Raw genomic sequence first — 15807 nt, forward strand, 5'->3', positions numbered from 1 at the left:
TCAACGTCGCTTTCGTGGTGCTTCGGCTGCGAGCCACCCGCCATCCCGCCACGCTCCACCGCGATAGGCCGAGCCGACCTTCTCCAGAGGTCATTTCCGTCCGCCATCGCGGCGGGCGGTGAGCGTGGATTGAGCCGCCTGCCTGCGGCGGTCGGTCCGGCCCGTTCACCGGCCAATTGTACGTCTTCTTCTGGGCCCCTCTAAAGGTGGTTCCGTAGCTGGGCATCCCCGTTCCTTCGGCCCGTTAAACGCTATCTTAGTCCCCGCAGGCTAGGATCAATTTTCAAGCCTGCCCTGAATTTCGCCCGGACCGGATGAGATTACAGCGACCCGACCTCCCGTTTGCGGCGCTCCTGCTTGCGAGCACGATGGCGTTCGCCCTGGCGGGCCATTTCGCCGCGGAGGCCGTCATTCGCCACCAGCAGGCGCATCAGCTGAGCGAGTTGACCGAGGTCGTTCTGCGCCGCTCCGAATTTGCGGTCGATTTTGCCGCGGCCAGCCTGGACGAGCTCGCAAAGCGCAATCTCGCCAGCTGCGAGCCCGCGGCATTGCAAGCCATCCGCCTCCACGTCTATCAGCGCTCGGCGATCAAGGACGTCCGCCTCGTCAACCCGGACGGCTCGGTGATCTGCTCGGCCTATTCCGAGACGCTCGAATTCGACAAGGGATGGGTGAATCGCCGCGATATGCTGCCTTCGCGCGACAAGGCGCTTTCGCTGTTCCGCGTGGAGCAGTTCGGCGGCGACGCCTTGGGCGTGCTCAGGGACATCAATGGCAGCTCCGCCCTCGTCGCCATTGTCGGCATCAACGCCAGCCTGTTCGACATCATGCCTGCCGAACTGCGGGCGCACAGCGAGGTGATCCTCGCCTTGAGCAGTGGCGAGAAGCTTGGCGAATTCCAGACCGACGCCGGCAAGTCCCTGCTGGAGCCGATCAGCTTCGACAGGACTTCCACGCGCTTCCCGCTTCATGCCACGATCGGGCTCGAGCATGCGGTGCTTTCGAGCCGGAATCACGAGGCTTATTGGCCCGCGCTCGCAGTAGCCCTTGGACTTGGCGCAATCTTTGGCATCCTGCTGGCACGCAGCCGCCGAATGGAGGGGCCCGTCGCCGATCTCGACCGGGCGCTGGCGGCCGGCGAATTCAAGCCGTACTACCAACCGATCTTCGATCTCAGGACAGGTCAGATCAAGGGCTGCGAGATTCTGGTTCGCTGGCTGCGCCGAGATGGCTCGGTCGTCCCGCCGATGAACTTCATTCCGCTCGCCGAATCCAGCGGACGCATCCAGGCGATGACCTGGCAGATCCTGGGATCGGCGCTCGCCGAGCTGAAGCCATTGCTGAGGGCAAACAAGAATTTCAAGATGTCCTTGAACGTCGTGCCCGGGCATCTGCTGAGTGCAGGCTTCGTTGAAACGCTGCGTCGCAAGGTTCTGACCGCAAGGGTCTCCGCGCGCCAGATCGTGGTCGAGATAACCGAGCGCGACGAGCTCGACGATCTCGCGCGCGCCGCGGCGGTTGTCGCCGAGCTGCGGGACCACGGCTTCCGCGTCGCCATCGACGACGTCGGCGTCGGCCATAGCGGACTGTCTCGACTGAAGGGCCTCGGCGCCGACATGATCAAGATCGACAAGTTCTTCGTGGACACCATCACGGTGGACGCGTCGACGACGACGATCGTGGAGATGCTGGTGGCGCTCGCGAGAGACCTCCATATGAGCGTGGTCGCCGAAGGCATCGAGACCGAGGAGCAGCTCCGCGCACTGCTCGCATCCGGCGTAGCGGAGGGCCAAGGTTATCTCGTTGCGCCGCCCCTGCCCTTCGCCAGGTTTAGTGAGCTCGTCGAGTCGCGCCGGGCGGCGCAGTCAGGCGCGGCGGTCTCGAACGATGCGGCTTTGGTGGCCTGACCGTCGAGGAAGAACTTCCATTTCCCTAACGGGGGGTGAGCCGCCAAACGGTATCACCGTGCTTGTGCCAGCCGGGCCTTTGACAGCGGCCAACGCCTTTAACGATATTTTCGTCTTTCGAACCGGACGGGCGCCCAACCTTGTATGTTGGCGCCATGCGCAGGAGCCACCTCATCGCAGCCGCGAGCATCTGTCTAGCGCTGATCGTCTATGCCACCCTGGCGAAGCTGGCGGGAAGACCCGCGCTCATGGGACATCACGAGGCCTATTGGATCGTCGTGATCGAGCGCTTCAGCGCCTATGGGCTGCTCGGCTTCCTGCTTTCCTTCCTGCTGCCGGGACGGCTCGGTTTGGCTTGCTCGCTTGTCGTGGCGGTCGCTATGGGGCTGGAGCTGATGCAGGCGTTCATGCCCGACCGGGATGCGGGCTTTCTCGACGTGCTCCAGAAGGCGGCGGGGGGCACCGTGGGTGTCATGCTCGCCCAGATGATCCTGGCGTTCTTGCCGAGACCGCCGTCCTGAAGCGACCGGTATCGCTTGAGCGAGATGACCGGTGGCACGCGCAACCGGTCCTTACTTCATCATCTGGCCGCGCAATTCACCGCCCGGGTTCGCGGCCGTATGGATGTTCGCGTACCATTTTCCGGTCAGCAGATCTGCCGCCTGTGCGTCGGTGAGCGTGGCACTGCCCTGGATCGGGCTTTGCACCGTCTTGAACGGGAGGACGATGCCGGCGTTCTTGCCGGCTTCGCCGGGGCCATGGAAATGCGCCCCCATTGCCGGTCCCGTCAGCCCGGCATAGGTGACGGTGTAAGTCAGAACCTTCGTTACAGTGTCGTAGCTGGCTTCTGCCTTGCCCGATCCGGACGAGCTGTTCGGGGGCACTTCATTGCCTCCCTTGAGCTCGGCTTGCAGCTTCACGGCTTCCGCGTTTGCCATTCCGCTCGCTGCAATGACGCTTCCAACCAGCGCGATCGTCCCCAACAGTGCCACCGACGGCCGACACACGGCTTTGCTCATGCACTCCTCCTGCAGGCTTCGCTCCCCATCGCGATTTGAACACCGACGACAGTCGGAAATTCCGCTGCAGAGCTTATGCTGATTCGGGACAACGAGCGCCGGAATTAGCCTGCGGCGTAGGCCGGAACACGCGTAGGTTCAGGCCGCCCCACGCCTGTTGTGGAGCTGGGTGGGAGCCAGGAGCTCGGCCATCTGCCGGTGGGTGTTGTGCAGCGCCTCAATGGCGCAATCGAGTTCGAAATCCGCCTCACGAACGGATGCAAAGAACTTGGCCGTCAGTGCCAGATCGAGTTTGACCCGCGTCGTCCCGTCGCGACTTTTGCGACGATCGAGCGACAGATGGATGGCGCGGTCCCTGGCCTCCATTGCGCCGCAGCCGCAAAGCGCGCCAAGTTCGTCGTATGTCATCCAGATTTGAGGCATGTTCTTCCACCACGCTTGATCGGCCGCGAGACTAGCTCCCGCTTCTAAAGGCAGAGTTGCTGCAGCGCGGCCGCGGCGTGATTTCAAGACAACAGTGTCAACGCAACGCTAATCACGGTGCTGGGCGCGCGCGGAGCTGCGCGAATTCACTTGGACGGGCCGGCCGTGAACGGATGCCGCGGCCGGTACCGGCTGTCGGGCCCCTTGGGCAGCTTATCTGCGTTCAGCCTCACGACTGCGCTCCTGACGTCGGCAGGCGGCGCGTCTTCCTGGCTGTAGATCAGCGTCGCCTCGAACTTCACGTCAGGCGCTTGCTTGGCCGTCCCCGAGCAGGTCGCCATCGCACCGCTGAAGACGCCGGAGAGATAGACTTCGACCTCGTCACGTCCGAACACGGTTGGCGGGCCCTCGGCATGACGGCGCGTGGTCAGAACGGCCGTGAAACGCTGGTCGTCATCGAATTGATAGGAGCCGGCATAGGTGAAGAAGCTGTCGCTGCCCGAAATCCGGCCCTGAGATAGATGCACAATGCCGGTGCCTTGCGCCTGCGCGGTTCTAAACCACGCCGCGTATTTGCCCTCTTTCAGCATGGAAACATCCGCCATGAATTCCATGCGTATTTGCAACGAACCGGGGGGCGCGACAATGACCCAAGCGGCGTGCATTCCGCCACGGTTAATGCCTCGCAAAGTCAACCTGTCAAATTGCTGAAGCCGGCAGCGACGTCAGAACAGTTCTATGCCGTCATCGGCGGTCTCGACCGCCTCGACCCGACGCGTGGTGGCGATCGACGCCAGCCCGCGCGTTTGCAGGAATTGCCTGTGGACGTCCCGCTCGCGCTCCATCGTATAGCGCGCGAAGAGTTCATCGAGCATGGCCTCGTCCTGCGGACGCGGTTTCTGCGCGCCGGCACCGGCCGTCTCGAGGCGCGCAGCGACCGCGGGCAAGGCCGCGGAGCCTTCGCCGAGCGTGCTCATCAGGCCGGTGGCGCCGGCGCTCTTCTTCTTCACCGTGTCGTTGGATTCGGTGGTCAGGAATACGATGGGCATGCCGACCGCGCTCGGCAGCTTGCGTAGCGCCCGGATCAGCTCCAGCCCGTTCATGACGGGCATGTTGAGGTCGGTGATCACGAGGTCGAGCTTGCCGGCCTGGGCCTTGGCAAGCCCCTGCGCGCCATCGCCGGCCTCGACCACGTTGTGACCGGCCGGCTCGAGCACGACGACCTTGATCATTTGCCGAATGCTGGGGGAATCGTCGACGGTCAGAATCGTGGCCATCAGGTGCCATCTTTCTTTTGCGGGAAGTGCTGATCCATCATCGCTCGCTGGCAAAGCCGGCGCGGCGAAGGGTAGTGCGCAGAGACTGAGAGAAGGAGGTCAGGACCACCGGGCGGCCGTGCGCCTCGCCCGTCTTGGCGGTCGACAGCAGAAGCTGGATCGAGGTTACGTCGGCTTTATCGACGCTCGAACAGTCGATCTCGAGCCGCTCCTGGCGGCGGAACGCCTCGCGAATGAGGTCATAGACGCTGCGAATGGCCGCAATGCTGCAATCGGCGGGCAACCGCAACGACAAACCCCTAACGCGGGACTCCGTACAGCTACCGGTCACACTCCCGCGTAATTCGCGCAAATGCATGCAAGCGTGCACACCTCGTTGAGAGGTCGTGCCGGCGCTCGACCGACATTGGAATTCGTTCGGCATGAGGCCGGGCGATCACTTGCCCGCCATTGGAGACGAGCTCTTCCGAGGCCCGCGGCGTGATGGGATGAGACGGCCTAAATGCTCTTCGACTAACTAAAAATGTAGATGATCCCAGGAGGCAGCAAGCGTCAATTTGACTTCTGATATGATTGCCCGCGAAACTCAAAATGCGGTTCAGTGATTAATGATGAACGGTATTTGGGATCAGGAGCTCCTGCGGAGTCTCAACTCGTTCGGGGGAAGCGAGTCGCGGTATCTGTGGGAGCTTGTCAACAATGAGCTCGTCAGAGGCTTTCCGCTATTCTTTGCTTTGATCGCCCTGTGGTTCTCCGGGGATTGCAGAGAACGTCGCAGCCGAATGCTGACCGGACTCCTTGCAGTCTGTGTCGCGACTGTCCTCTCGGTTTGGCTGCAGTTTCATCTCGCTAGCCATACACGTCCACTTTTGGATCCAGCGCTTCAACTGAAAATAATCGACGATCACAGATGGAGGGTGGTCTGGGATCGTACAGGCTCGTTCCCCAGCGACACGTCGACACTTTTTTTCGCCTTAGCCACGGTTACTTTGCTGGAGAACCGATGGGCGGGCTTGTTTTGCTTCCTTTGGACCACGATGGTCGTTGCACTCCCTCGGGTCATTTTTGCGTGGCACTATCCAAGCGATATCATTGGATCGCTGGTCTTGGGACCGACATGCGTCTTTCTTTTTAGTGCAATCCCATACCCAAGAAAATTCTTTGAGCGCGTCCTGACGTGGTTTGAGGGCCGCATGTATATTGTCCATGCACTTTTGTTCATTTTTTTGATAGATGCGGCCAACCTCTTTCAGAGCTTGGAACAAGCCGGAAAAGGCCTTGTGCGAATGTGGGAATAAAAACGTGTCCGCCATTCCGATAGCGATCGCATCGTGTGGCGCGACAACGACACCGCATCCGTGGGATTGGGCGCCATCGCTGCCCGCCTCTACCAAATTCCGATACGCGTTCGACGCGATCGAATGAGCACACGCAGGCCTCCGTATAACTACGGGTCCACTCCCGCGTAATTCGCGCAAATGCATGCAAGCGTGCACAGCCTGCTGACATCTCGTGCGCGGCGCGCATTTCCTTGAGCGCCATGGCCTCCGTACGGGCATTTGCTTCGCGTTAAATTCGCTCGGGTTATGCGTGGGGTTCGTGCCTCTGCCAGCGAAGAGAGCCCCGGCCGCCGATGCTGACCCAAGCGCTTCTGGTTGATGACAGCCGTTCCGTCCTCAACTTCCTCAAACGTCATATCGAGGCCGAAGGTCTGGTCGAAGCCACCACCTTCCTCGATCCCGTCGAAGCGCTGGCCTGCGCGCGCGAGCGCGTCTTCGACCTCGTGCTGGTCGACTACGAGATGCCGCACGGTGAGAGCTTCAACGACTCTTGCATCGAGCAGTGCGCCGTCCGCAGAGCTGAGCGGCGAATGGAAGCGCTGCAGGCCGGTGCGACCGACTTCCTGCCCAAGCAGCCGCAAAGCGTCGAGATGACGGTACGTCTGCGCAACTTGATTCAGCTTGGTGCAGCCGTGCGCAAGCTCAGCGATCGTGCCGCGCATCTGGCCAGCGACGTCGCGGCAGCAACACGAAAGCTAGGCGAGCGCGAGGAGGAGATCATCCTGCGGCTCGCGCTCGCGGTCGAATACCGCGACAACGACACCGGCGAGCACACCCTGAGAGTCGCCCGCTATAGCCGCATCATCGCCGAACAGCTCGACCTGCCGGCCCGGCTCTGCCGCGACATTTATCTGGCCGCGCCCCTGCACGACGTCGGCAAAGTCGCCATTCCCGACAATATCCTGCTCAAGCCCGGCAAGCTCACCGAGGAGGAGATGGCGGTGATCAGGACGCATGCAACGATCGGCGAGCGGATCCTGGCGGATTCCAGCTGCGAGCTGATCCGGCTCGGAGCACAAATTGCCGCAGGCCATCACGAGCGCTGGGACGGCGCGGGCTATCCGAACGGCCTCAGGGCGGACGCGATTCCGGTCGCCGCGCGCGTGGTCGCGGTCGCCGATGTCTTCGACGCCCTGACGACCCGTCGGCCCTATAAGGAGCCGATGCCGCTCGAGGTGGCGCGCAATTACCTGGTCGAGAACAAGGGTCGGCAGTTCGATCCGGCCTGCGTCGAGGCCTTCCTGTCGCGGTGGGACGAGGTGGTCGAGATCGCCGCCGGTCGGCTTGATACCCGATCGCCGATTTGAACCTGTTCCTGATAAAGTGCACCAATATCAAAGAGTGATTCTGGTCACACTTGCCTGGGCGCGCCGCTGCTAAGCATCGGACCGGGACGGGGACCGGCAAAGCATCGGTCGAACTGAATGAGAATACGCATGAGAAGCCTGATCGGCGCCCTTGTCGGCGCGTTCTGTGTTGCGGGCCCCGCCCTGGCGGAGACCCCGGCCGCAATCGTCGAGGATGTGCAAGGCAAGATCGACGGCGTCGAGTTCATGGACTATGTGGCGCCGGGCAAAATCATCAAGCTCGGGCCCAAGACCAGCATTACCCTCAGCTATCTCAAATCCTGCTTGCGCGAGACGATCAGCGAAGGCGTCGTCCTGGTCGGCACCGAACAGAGCACCGTGCAGCTCGGCGACGTGCAGCGCGCCAAGGTGCCCTGTGATACCAAGGCGGCGCAGCTCTCCGAACGCGAGGCGAACCAGAGTGCCGCGACCACGTTCCGGACCATGCGGTCCGATGCCAAGGGCGCTCCGTCCAAGCTGCCGACGATCTATGGCGTCGCGCCGCTGGTCCAGGCCAAGAGCGGCAGCACGCTGGTGATCGAGCGCACCGACGGCAGGGAGCCCACGATCAGCGTGCCGCTCAAGAACGACGTCATGATCCGCGGCAAGTTCTATGACTTTGCCAAGACCGGAAAGTCGCTGACCCCGGGCGGCAGCTATCTCGCCATTCTCGGCGCCAAGCGTTACGCCTTCCAGGTCGATGCCAGCGCCACCGCGTCGCCCACCCCGGTGATCGGCCGCTTGCTGCGGCTCGAATAGACGGCCTCGACAACACGATGCGGCGGATCGGCAGGCGGGACATCGTTGCGGCGATCCTGATTGCGCTCCTCGCGGGCGCGATCGTCACGTCCCCGCCGCTCCAGATGCTGCAAGGTCTCTCGCTCGATACCCTCACGGCGATGCGCGGCAAGCTGGTCGGCGAGCGCCGCGAACCTGCGACGTCGCCAGTCGTCGTGGTGGCGATCGATGGAGAGACCTACGACACACCACCCTTCAAGGGATCGCCGACCCAGACCTGGACGCGCGAAATCGGCCGGGTGCTCGGCAGCATCACCGAGGGCGGCGCCAAGGTCATCGGCTTCGACGTGATCTTTCCGAGCTCGATCGAGCAGTCGGAGATTCCTTTCGGCGACATGGCGGTCGGCAGCCGCATGAAGGGATTTGACCGGGATTACCTGATCGCCCTGCGGCAAATCTCCGACAGCGGCAAACTCGTGCTCGGCGAAATCCTGAGCATCGATCATCCGGAAGTGCCCTATCGCGCACAGCAAGTGGCCGTGCGCAACACCGTCCGCGCGCTCAATGTCTACACCGATCCCGACGACGTGATCCGGCGAACGCCGTTGAGCTTTGCCATCGAAGGCAGGTCGGTCCCCGCGATGGCGGTCGAGCTCGCTGCGCGTGCGCTTGGCGCAAAGCCTGAAATTGCGCCGTCCGGCGCGACCGAATTGTCCGGCTATGCGATCCCGAGCGCGATGCCGAATACAATGACGCTCAACTTTCGCGGGCTGGGACGCGACGTCCCGACCTTCTCCTTCGCCGACCTGCGCGCCTGCGTCGAGAAGGGCGATCGCGATTTCTTTCGCCGCGCCTTCGACGGCAAGGTCGTGCTGCTCGGCACGGTCCTGAATTTCGAGGACCGTAAGCTCACCTCGATGCGCCTGTCTGGCGGATATGACGGCACGCCGGCCGCGCGATGCGCCCTGCCCGCGCCGGAGCGTGGCGCGCAACGGCCGCGCAGCGATGTCGCCGGCGTGTTCGTGCACGCCACCGTCGTTCGCAACCTGATCGAACGCGATGCCGTGACCGAGCTCGGCTTTCCCGCACGGAGCATCCTCACGATCGCGTTCGCCCTCGTCATCGCTTGCGCCGCCGGCATGCTTGCGCCGAGCGGCGCGCTGATTGCCTGGCTCGGCCTCACCGCCGTTTACGCCGCAATGGCCGTCGGTGCGTTCGTTCACGCATTGGCGCTGCCGCTGACCGAGCCGGCGCTCGCAAGTCTTGCGGCGCTCGCGATGATGATCGGCTACCGCTTCGTGCTGGCTGATCGCGACGAGCGCTTCCTGCGCAAGAGCTTTGCCCTCTATCTCGCCCCTGAAGTGATTAACACCATGGTTGCGTCCGGCAAGATGCCGGCGCTCGGCGGCGAGATGCGCAATGTCACCATGTTCTTCTCCGATCTCAGCGGCTTCTCCTCGATCGCGGAGACGATGACGCCTGGCGAGCTTGTGACCCTGATGAACGAGTATCTGTCCGCCATGACCGATATCATCGAGGGCCATGGCGGCTACGTCGACAAATATATCGGCGATTCCATCGTCGCCATGTTCGGTGCTCCGGCCGACGATCGCGCACATGCGCGCAATGCCGTCCATGCCGCGCTGGAGTGCCACCAGAAGCTGGCGGAGCTCAACGCCGACAATCCCGCTTTCGCCGGCCATGGCCTGTCGCACCGTATCGGCCTCAACAGCGGCGAAGCCGTGGTCGGCAATATCGGCTCGCGCCGCCGATTCAATTACACCGTGATGAGTGACACCGTGAACGTGGCCTCGCGGCTCGAGGGCGCCAACAAATATTACGGCACCGCGATCATGGTCTCCGAAACCACGATGGCGCAGACCGGCGACACCTTCGCCTGGCGCGAGCTCGATGCGATCAGGGTGCTGGGGCGCGGCGAAGCGATCAGGGTGTTCGAGCCGCTGGCGGAGAAAGGCACGGAGAGCGCCGAGCAAACAAAGGTAGCCGCGGCGTATGCTGAAGGGCTGGCCTGCTGGCGGGCGCGCGAGTTTCGCAAGGCGGTTGAAGCGTTCGACGGCGCAGCGAAGATCGATCCGCCGTCATCCATGTTCGCGGAGCGCGCAAAAGCATTAACTGCTAATCCGCCACCGCCGGAGTGGACGCCGGTAAACACGTTGGAAGGGAAGTAGCGACGTCAACCGCGGGCGTACTTCCCCTCTCCCCTTGTGGGAGAGGGTGGCTCGCCGCGCACGCACGAAGCCCGGCAACAGCGCGAGGCCGAGGTGATGGGCGACCTGCTCGCCGTCGACCCCGATGAAAGCGAGCTAATCTGGCAGGCGCAATCGCAAGGGCTCCCTGTGGAGCACCGTGCCGAGGTCTCGCCGCAGGCGCTGCTTGGTGTGCGGTTGGTGACCACACCGCGCAATAGCGAAGCACCCGGCACGTCGCCGGGGCTGTCGTGGCCGTGGAAGCGATGACGAGATCGCACGTGACCCGTGAGGGACGCGCGTGCGTGCGGGCGGGGTGGTCCTGTTCACCTTGCCCACAGGGGTGGCCCCGGACGAACGTGTTGGCGCGCGTGAGCGTCCGGGCCGCCCCGCCTCGAACATGATGGGAGCCGGACCTGATGCCGCGCGGTGATGGGAGTGTCCAGAGCAGGTCGCCCGTATTCGCTGCCTGGCTTGCGAACGCTGGCAACGGTACACCGCTTTCGCTTACGATGTCGGCCAGCAACCAAGCTGGCGGCATCTGCTCATGAGGGACGACACCAGCGGCGAATTCTCACCGGAGAATGCGCGCTGGCAGGTCGCGCGGCCCAGGTATCAAAGGCGGCGACCGACCACCGCTGCACCGGCTGCTTCATTGAATGCTTCGACGGCAGCGCGCGCCTGACACAAGGCTTGCTGCATACGGGCGCGGTGTTCCTCGGTGAAATTAAGATTTGGACGCCCTTGGGTCGTCGTTAGAAACTCGAAGAGGTTAAGCGCGACCGGTATGATGTCCAGTATGTAGTTGAGTTCAATTCCCCAGCTAGTGGGATTGAAATGGGCGAACTGACGCCGTAGTTCGTTTAGTCGTTGAAGATTTCGGTGATCTTCCGGTGACAGATCGGGCACCGGCCCTTCCATCAATTCAGATTTCATGATCCGCTCAAGCAAAACGTCGTAGGAGGCCATAACCCTTGGCGGCCGGTCCGGACCTAGATGGTGCAGCCACGCGCGATTTCTTTTCTGAGACTTGGGGGCGAGTGCGCCGCATCCGTCAGTTCCACTTAATGAGAGCACCATGGCACCCTGCACAGCATTCTGCATGGCCATAATGATCCACTTCCAGTGGCTCGGCCTCTTCTGAGCGTCGATAGACTGCGAGCCCACGAGCTCTATGGCTGCGACCACATCCTCGTATTCGTCGAAGTGAACAAACTCGCTTCCTTCGGTGGAATTCATAGCCTAGGGTTTCCCTTCGCATGATAAGAGCCGAGGCGATCTGGCCCGCGTTCACCGACTATTCCGGACCACAATCGATCACACGCTTTACTTGATCTCTGCACTCCTCGACCATGTCGCCATGAAACGCAGTGTCGGTCTGGAGGAACTGTTGCAGCGTGCTGGCAAGCCGGGCGACAAGCTCCACCATCGCCCTCAACTCAGGAAGCGTGACCGACTTCCTCAACTGGTCGAGCGACAGGTGGGCAATGCCCAAGTTGCGCAAGTGCACAAGTCGCCCGTGCACATTCCAATCGATCTCGCTGTAGGTCTGGAGGTAGGTCCCGATCAGATCGCCCCTTGTGGGAGTGAACACATCAGGGCCGCACTTGGCGTCCAGCGCCTGCAAAAGCGTCGCCTGCACCGCTGGCTCCTTGAGGGCATGATAGACGGTCTGAAAGCTGACCGCCGTGCGGTCGGCGTCGAGCAGGATGGACACACGCAGTGCAGCCATCAGCAGAACGTCTCGATGGAGAACCGAGACCGGCTGCCGCCATTCGCCATGATGGTCAGGCCGAGATGCTAGAATGTCATTGAGCCCGTCGGCGGCGCCGAACGACCAAGCGCATCTGGTTGCGACAACGATCAGCCGCGATGCGTTTTGTAGGATGAACTCGACGCGCGGGTCGGCTGAGTTCATCATGCCGCAGCCTTGTCTTCCTTGTCGGCACCCCGCATCACGATCCTGAGCGCCTCATCTGGCAGAGGTCGTTGCAGCGCCTTGGCCTCGTCCCATGGCGCACGCATCCACACGTCACGCTCCTCGTCGGTCGTGAGCATCACGGGCATGGCCTTCGGGTGGATCGGCTCGACCACCGCGTTGGGCGATGTCGTGAGAAAACCGTAGACCTGATGCGGACCCGGGATCGGCTTGGACTTCGTGCCCCGGTCGCCATTGAACGTCGTCCAGATGCCCGCGAAGGCGAACAGCGGACGATCATCGTTGAGCGCGAACCAGACCACGTCCTTTTTCTTGGTCTCAGGGTTCGGCTCCGGCGCGTACTCGGCGAAGCTGTTGGCCGGGACAAGGCAGCGGCTCTCCGGCTTGAGCCAGCCGCGCCAGTGCGGCGATGACGTGTTGCGGATATTGGTGACCGGCGGCCCGCCCGTGCGCGGTGGCGGTGGCATGCCCCATCGCATCACGGCCAACTCGGTGCCGGTGTCGGTGTTGCGGATCACGGGAGCGGGATAGTCCGGAAACACGCCCGTCATCGGCGCGAGATTGCCGACGTAGCGATTGACGACGCGGAACAGGTTGATGATCGCGGCTTGGTTGGTGGTGATGCTGTATAGGTTGCACATCGGCGACGGCTACGACCAGAACAGTGCGAAGTAGATCACGTACAGCCAGCCCAGAATGCCGTGAATGATCGCCCAGAGGATCGACTTGTTGGTGGTGTAGCTGATGGCGATAGCGAGCGCGCTACCAAAGCCTATGCCGTATTTCGTGCCCTCTGATCGCACCACGTAGTAGCGGCTCCCGTTCATCGTCGCTGCCTCACCATCATTTCACCTCTCACCCGGCCACCACGTTGATGGCGGATCGCTCGCCGAAGTCTTGGTGCGCCGAAGCGCCACCAAATGGCTGCGCTTGTACGGATAGCCGCGCACCTGCGAGCAGTCCTTGCAGCGCATGTATCGCTCCAGCTCATGAACTGGCGTTGACTTCGGTCGCCGCACGATGTCGAGCGCGACGGTCTGATTTGTGTCACAGCCGAGGCACCGGACTTCCAGATAGCCGTAACCCGCGTTGAGCGCGTCGCCGAGCGTCGGCGACGGTTGCGCCGGTCCCTTGAAGGCGAGCATGCGCTTATTCCACGCCTCGCAGGCGAGCTGGTCGGCTTGCTTGCGCGCCTCCGTCGCGCGCTCAGCCGCCGCCCGGACTGACCCGCCGTAAATGGTCTCGCGTGACTTGGTGCCCATGGCGAGAAAATGCACGGCAGCACGCCGGGCAGGCAAGCCGCTAGGGATAGCGGTGGACAACGCGCCGGGCACAACGGGGACGACGCAACCGCGCCGGTCGCGGGCGAAGCACCCGGACACTCCAAGCCCGCAAAAGTGGCGGGGACAATGAATCTTTCGGGAAAACATGATTTTACTGCAAGCGCGCTGCATGGCTGCCTCTCAGGCTCCAACAAATCACAGGAGCAGCCCGTGCAGCCCTTCATCGTCTATCAGACGATACCCGGTCAGCATTTTCCGAAACCTGTTTTCACGGTCTACGCCCGTTCACTCGAAGCGGCCCGCGAGATTGTCGCGGCCATGATCGCGGGAAAGATCATCGTTCTCCCCGTCTCGCGCGACGGAGCACGCCGATGATCCCCGATACCAAGAGCGGCCTTCCCGCGATGGCCTGCGTCTCGGCCATGCAGAAGGCCATCAGGCGGGGCATGGAGCGCGAGGCCATGGAGTTCGCCGTTGAACTCATGCACACGTCCAAAGCCTTCCACACGATGGTCTGCAACCGCCTCGAAGTCATCTGCCACGAAGACCTCGACACGCTGGCAGCGCCGCACGTCTTTCCGTTCGTCGCCGCATCGCTCGCAGCGTCAAGGGAGCGGTACAGCAAGAGCATCGGCGAAGCCCGGCTCAGGGTGGGCAACGCCATTCGCATGATGTGCCGGTCACCGAAGTCCCGCGCGGGCTGCCACTTCGCAGCCGCCATCGGCCTGCGATCGATGCTGGAGAACCACGTCCCGACAATCCCCGACTGGGCGCTCGACCAGCACACGATCAAGGGCAAGGCGATGGGTCGTGGTCTCGATCATTTCCGCAAGGAAGGTGCCAAGCTGATCCCGCCGCCGACAGGCGATGATCCCTACGAGGACGAGGCGTATCGCCTCTGGAAGATCAAGCAGCAGGGCAGGCAGTGAACGTCCGGTCCGGCCTAAGAGCCGACGTAGAACGCAAGTCGCGTTTTGACCCACAAGGGACTTCACCGTGTAGATCAGGGTCCAAAGACGGCGGAGACCCCCACCAACGTGCGCCATGCGGGGGTGGCTTGCACACCGTTGTAGTTGTTAACGACCGGAATGCCGACAAGCACGTAGCTCGACCAGTTATCGACCGTCAGCCGAAGGCCCGGCGAAATGAAAACCGTGTTGCCGCCCGAATTGGGATCACTGACGCCAGCAGTTCGCTGCTTGTCATGCCATTCGCCGTTGATCTCGAGTAACGCATCGAGCGCAACGTGGCCGTGCGGCGCGGCAACCATTGGAGCCTTGGTCACCATCGAGTGGTCATGGCCAGCATGCGCATAAGCGTTCCGTGGATCGTGCGTATGCGGCTCGCTCGCGGTCTCGCCAAAGACCCGGTAGGAGAGCGCGGCATTATAAAGGAAGCGGTTGCCGAGATTGGTGTTTTGCGTTCCGGTGCCGTTTGCAATCGCCAGCACGTTGGCATGGAAGCTCAACGAAGGATTTAAGCGCTGGCTAAACGCTGCGCCGAAGAGCCCATCCCAAGAGCCCGATCCGGGCTGAAATTCGGCCTCGAAGATTTCGCCGAACCTATCAACCAAGTTGGTTGTACCCGTCGGGGCCTTGACACCAAACAGCACTGCAGCCTGCGTTCCGCTGACCTGATTGTTCACGAAGCGGTATTGGCCGAGCACCGTGACATCGCCGAAACCCGATGTATTGCCTCGGTCACGCACCATGGCCGGTTGAGCCGGGTCTTCCTGCACGGCTTCGAGAATGCCGGTGCGGCGCACCCATGGCAGACGCACCGACACCGTGAGATCATTGGTGATGCCATAGGCAAGCGCAACAGCGTAGCTCTCGACGGTTTGCAGACCATGGGACGTCGTTCCCGACGTTCGCGAGCAGCGTGGGTTCGCTCAGTTGCTTGAGCCGAAGATAATCGACGAAGGTTGAAAACGCGAACTGGCCCTCGTCGAGGGTGCCAGCGCCTATCGTAAAGATACCGCCTGCACCGCCGATACCGCCGATCCCGGGATGATGCGCGGAAGCGGCGCTTATGCCAATGGTCATCGATCCAAACAGGGCCGCCGCAAACCGAAGGCGGTTAGCTATTTTCAAGTCCCAACCTCTACGATTTTCCGCCCCTCGTTCCGCGTATGATCCTCGTGGAACGTTCCGGCGGGATGACAATAATTAAGTGCCGAGCAGTTGCGAGCCTTGCTCAAATAACGCGGGCTCTATTTGCAAGGTGTGTCGCCCGGAAGACACACTACGCCTTGCCCGGTGTCTAGCTCATCACGCAGCCGCGCCAGCTTGACGGCGTTGCTCCGTCACGTGTTGCCCCATTTCCGAT

General features: G+C 62.4%; 18 protein-coding genes and 2 pseudogenes. 9 read left to right on the top strand and 11 right to left on the bottom strand.

Going from position 1 to position 15807, the window contains the following annotated elements:
* Positions 1 to 368: 368 nt before the first annotated feature.
* Together XH85_RS36460 and XH85_RS36465 are read left to right on the top strand one after the other, a co-directional pair.
* The gene (locus XH85_RS36460; RefSeq protein ID WP_245473846.1) at positions 369 to 1907 is read left to right on the top strand and encodes an EAL domain-containing protein; all 1539 of its coding nucleotides are present in this window, start codon (positions 369 to 371) and stop codon (positions 1905 to 1907) included.
* A gap of 155 nt (positions 1908 to 2062) precedes the next feature.
* Positions 2063 to 2428, top strand: coding sequence for a VanZ family protein (locus tag XH85_RS36465; RefSeq protein WP_128935774.1), 366 nt, complete (start codon positions 2063 to 2065; stop codon positions 2426 to 2428).
* 51 nt (positions 2429 to 2479) lie between these two features.
* Here the strand turns inward: XH85_RS36465 and XH85_RS36470 are convergent, their stop codons facing one another.
* The 5 genes and pseudogenes from XH85_RS36470 to XH85_RS36490 form a co-directional block, all read right to left on the bottom strand.
* Entirely contained in the window at positions 2480 to 2926 is a 447-nt protein-coding gene (locus tag XH85_RS36470) for a CHRD domain-containing protein (RefSeq protein ID WP_128935775.1), read from the bottom strand.
* A gap of 138 nt (positions 2927 to 3064) precedes the next feature.
* Entirely contained in the window at positions 3065 to 3436 is a 372-nt protein-coding gene (locus tag XH85_RS36475) for a hypothetical protein (protein WP_245473847.1), read from the bottom strand.
* A 59-nt stretch (positions 3437 to 3495) separates the two neighbouring features.
* Positions 3496 to 3939: a hypothetical protein gene (locus XH85_RS36480; RefSeq protein WP_128935776.1), complete on the bottom strand. Its 444-nt coding sequence runs from the start codon at positions 3937 to 3939 to the stop codon at positions 3496 to 3498.
* Positions 3940 to 4329: 390 nt separating this feature from the next.
* A pseudogene (locus XH85_RS46005) lies at positions 4330 to 4626 on the bottom strand (response regulator); the annotation flags it as partial.
* Positions 4626 to 4984, bottom strand: a pseudogene (locus XH85_RS36490) (STAS domain-containing protein). The pseudogenes XH85_RS46005 and XH85_RS36490, both read right to left, overlap by 1 nt.
* Before the next feature lie 424 nt (positions 4985 to 5408).
* Between XH85_RS36490 and XH85_RS36495 the strand changes: the two are divergent.
* The 5 genes from XH85_RS36495 (at position 5409) to XH85_RS36515 (ending at position 10527) form a co-directional block, all read left to right on the top strand.
* Positions 5409 to 5924: a phosphatase PAP2 family protein gene (locus tag XH85_RS36495; protein WP_245474297.1), complete on the top strand. Its 516-nt coding sequence runs from the start codon at positions 5409 to 5411 to the stop codon at positions 5922 to 5924.
* Between the two features lie 335 nt (positions 5925 to 6259).
* Positions 6260 to 7273, top strand: a complete 1014-nt coding sequence (locus XH85_RS36500; protein ID WP_128935779.1) for an HD-GYP domain-containing protein — start codon at positions 6260 to 6262, stop codon at positions 7271 to 7273.
* A gap of 129 nt (positions 7274 to 7402) precedes the next feature.
* A complete protein-coding gene (locus XH85_RS36505; protein WP_164939292.1) occupies positions 7403 to 8071 on the top strand; it encodes a hypothetical protein in 669 nt (222 codons plus the stop codon).
* Positions 8072 to 8088: 17 nt separating this feature from the next.
* Positions 8089 to 10239, top strand: coding sequence for an adenylate/guanylate cyclase domain-containing protein (locus XH85_RS36510; RefSeq protein WP_128935781.1), 2151 nt, complete (start codon positions 8089 to 8091; stop codon positions 10237 to 10239).
* Positions 10240 to 10335: 96 nt separating this feature from the next.
* Positions 10336 to 10527: a hypothetical protein gene (locus XH85_RS36515; protein ID WP_128935782.1), complete on the top strand. Its 192-nt coding sequence runs from the start codon at positions 10336 to 10338 to the stop codon at positions 10525 to 10527.
* A 345-nt stretch (positions 10528 to 10872) separates the two neighbouring features.
* On the opposite strand, the gene XH85_RS36520 is transcribed toward XH85_RS36515, so the two are convergent.
* From XH85_RS36520 to XH85_RS36535, 5 genes are read right to left on the bottom strand one after another with little or no spacing between them, the layout of a single operon-like run.
* Positions 10873 to 11496, bottom strand: a complete 624-nt coding sequence (locus XH85_RS36520) for a hypothetical protein (RefSeq protein ID WP_128935783.1) — start codon at positions 11494 to 11496, stop codon at positions 10873 to 10875.
* Between the two features lie 58 nt (positions 11497 to 11554).
* Positions 11555 to 12178, bottom strand: coding sequence for a hypothetical protein (locus XH85_RS36525; protein WP_128935784.1), 624 nt, complete (start codon positions 12176 to 12178; stop codon positions 11555 to 11557).
* Positions 12175 to 12837: an SOS response-associated peptidase gene (locus XH85_RS36530; protein WP_128935785.1), complete on the bottom strand. Its 663-nt coding sequence runs from the start codon at positions 12835 to 12837 to the stop codon at positions 12175 to 12177. The genes XH85_RS36525 and XH85_RS36530 overlap by 4 nt, the downstream gene beginning before the upstream one ends.
* Positions 12838 to 12846: 9 nt before the next feature.
* Positions 12847 to 13023 (bottom strand): hypothetical protein, encoded by a 177-nt coding sequence (locus tag XH85_RS45555; RefSeq protein ID WP_164934582.1) that lies wholly within the window; start codon positions 13021 to 13023, stop codon positions 12847 to 12849.
* A 21-nt stretch (positions 13024 to 13044) separates the two neighbouring features.
* Positions 13045 to 13458 (bottom strand): hypothetical protein, encoded by a 414-nt coding sequence (locus XH85_RS36535; protein ID WP_128937554.1) that lies wholly within the window; start codon positions 13456 to 13458, stop codon positions 13045 to 13047.
* A gap of 147 nt (positions 13459 to 13605) precedes the next feature.
* Between XH85_RS36535 and XH85_RS36540 the strand changes: the two genes are divergently transcribed.
* Together XH85_RS36540 and XH85_RS36545 are read left to right on the top strand one after the other, a co-directional pair.
* Entirely contained in the window at positions 13606 to 13854 is a 249-nt protein-coding gene (locus XH85_RS36540; protein WP_128935786.1) for a hypothetical protein, read from the top strand.
* Entirely contained in the window at positions 13851 to 14408 is a 558-nt protein-coding gene (locus XH85_RS36545) for a hypothetical protein (protein ID WP_128935787.1), read from the top strand. Before XH85_RS36540 ends, XH85_RS36545 begins: the two co-directional genes overlap by 4 nt.
* A gap of 74 nt (positions 14409 to 14482) precedes the next feature.
* Here the strand turns inward: XH85_RS36545 and XH85_RS36550 are convergent, their stop codons facing one another.
* Complete coding sequence (locus XH85_RS36550; RefSeq protein ID WP_128935788.1) at positions 14483 to 15265, bottom strand: transporter; 783 nt, start codon at positions 15263 to 15265, stop codon at positions 14483 to 14485.
* Positions 15266 to 15807 lie beyond the last annotated feature (542 nt).

This window comes from Bradyrhizobium zhanjiangense, from assembly GCF_004114935.1.
GTDB lineage: Bacteria > Pseudomonadota > Alphaproteobacteria > Rhizobiales > Xanthobacteraceae > Bradyrhizobium > Bradyrhizobium zhanjiangense.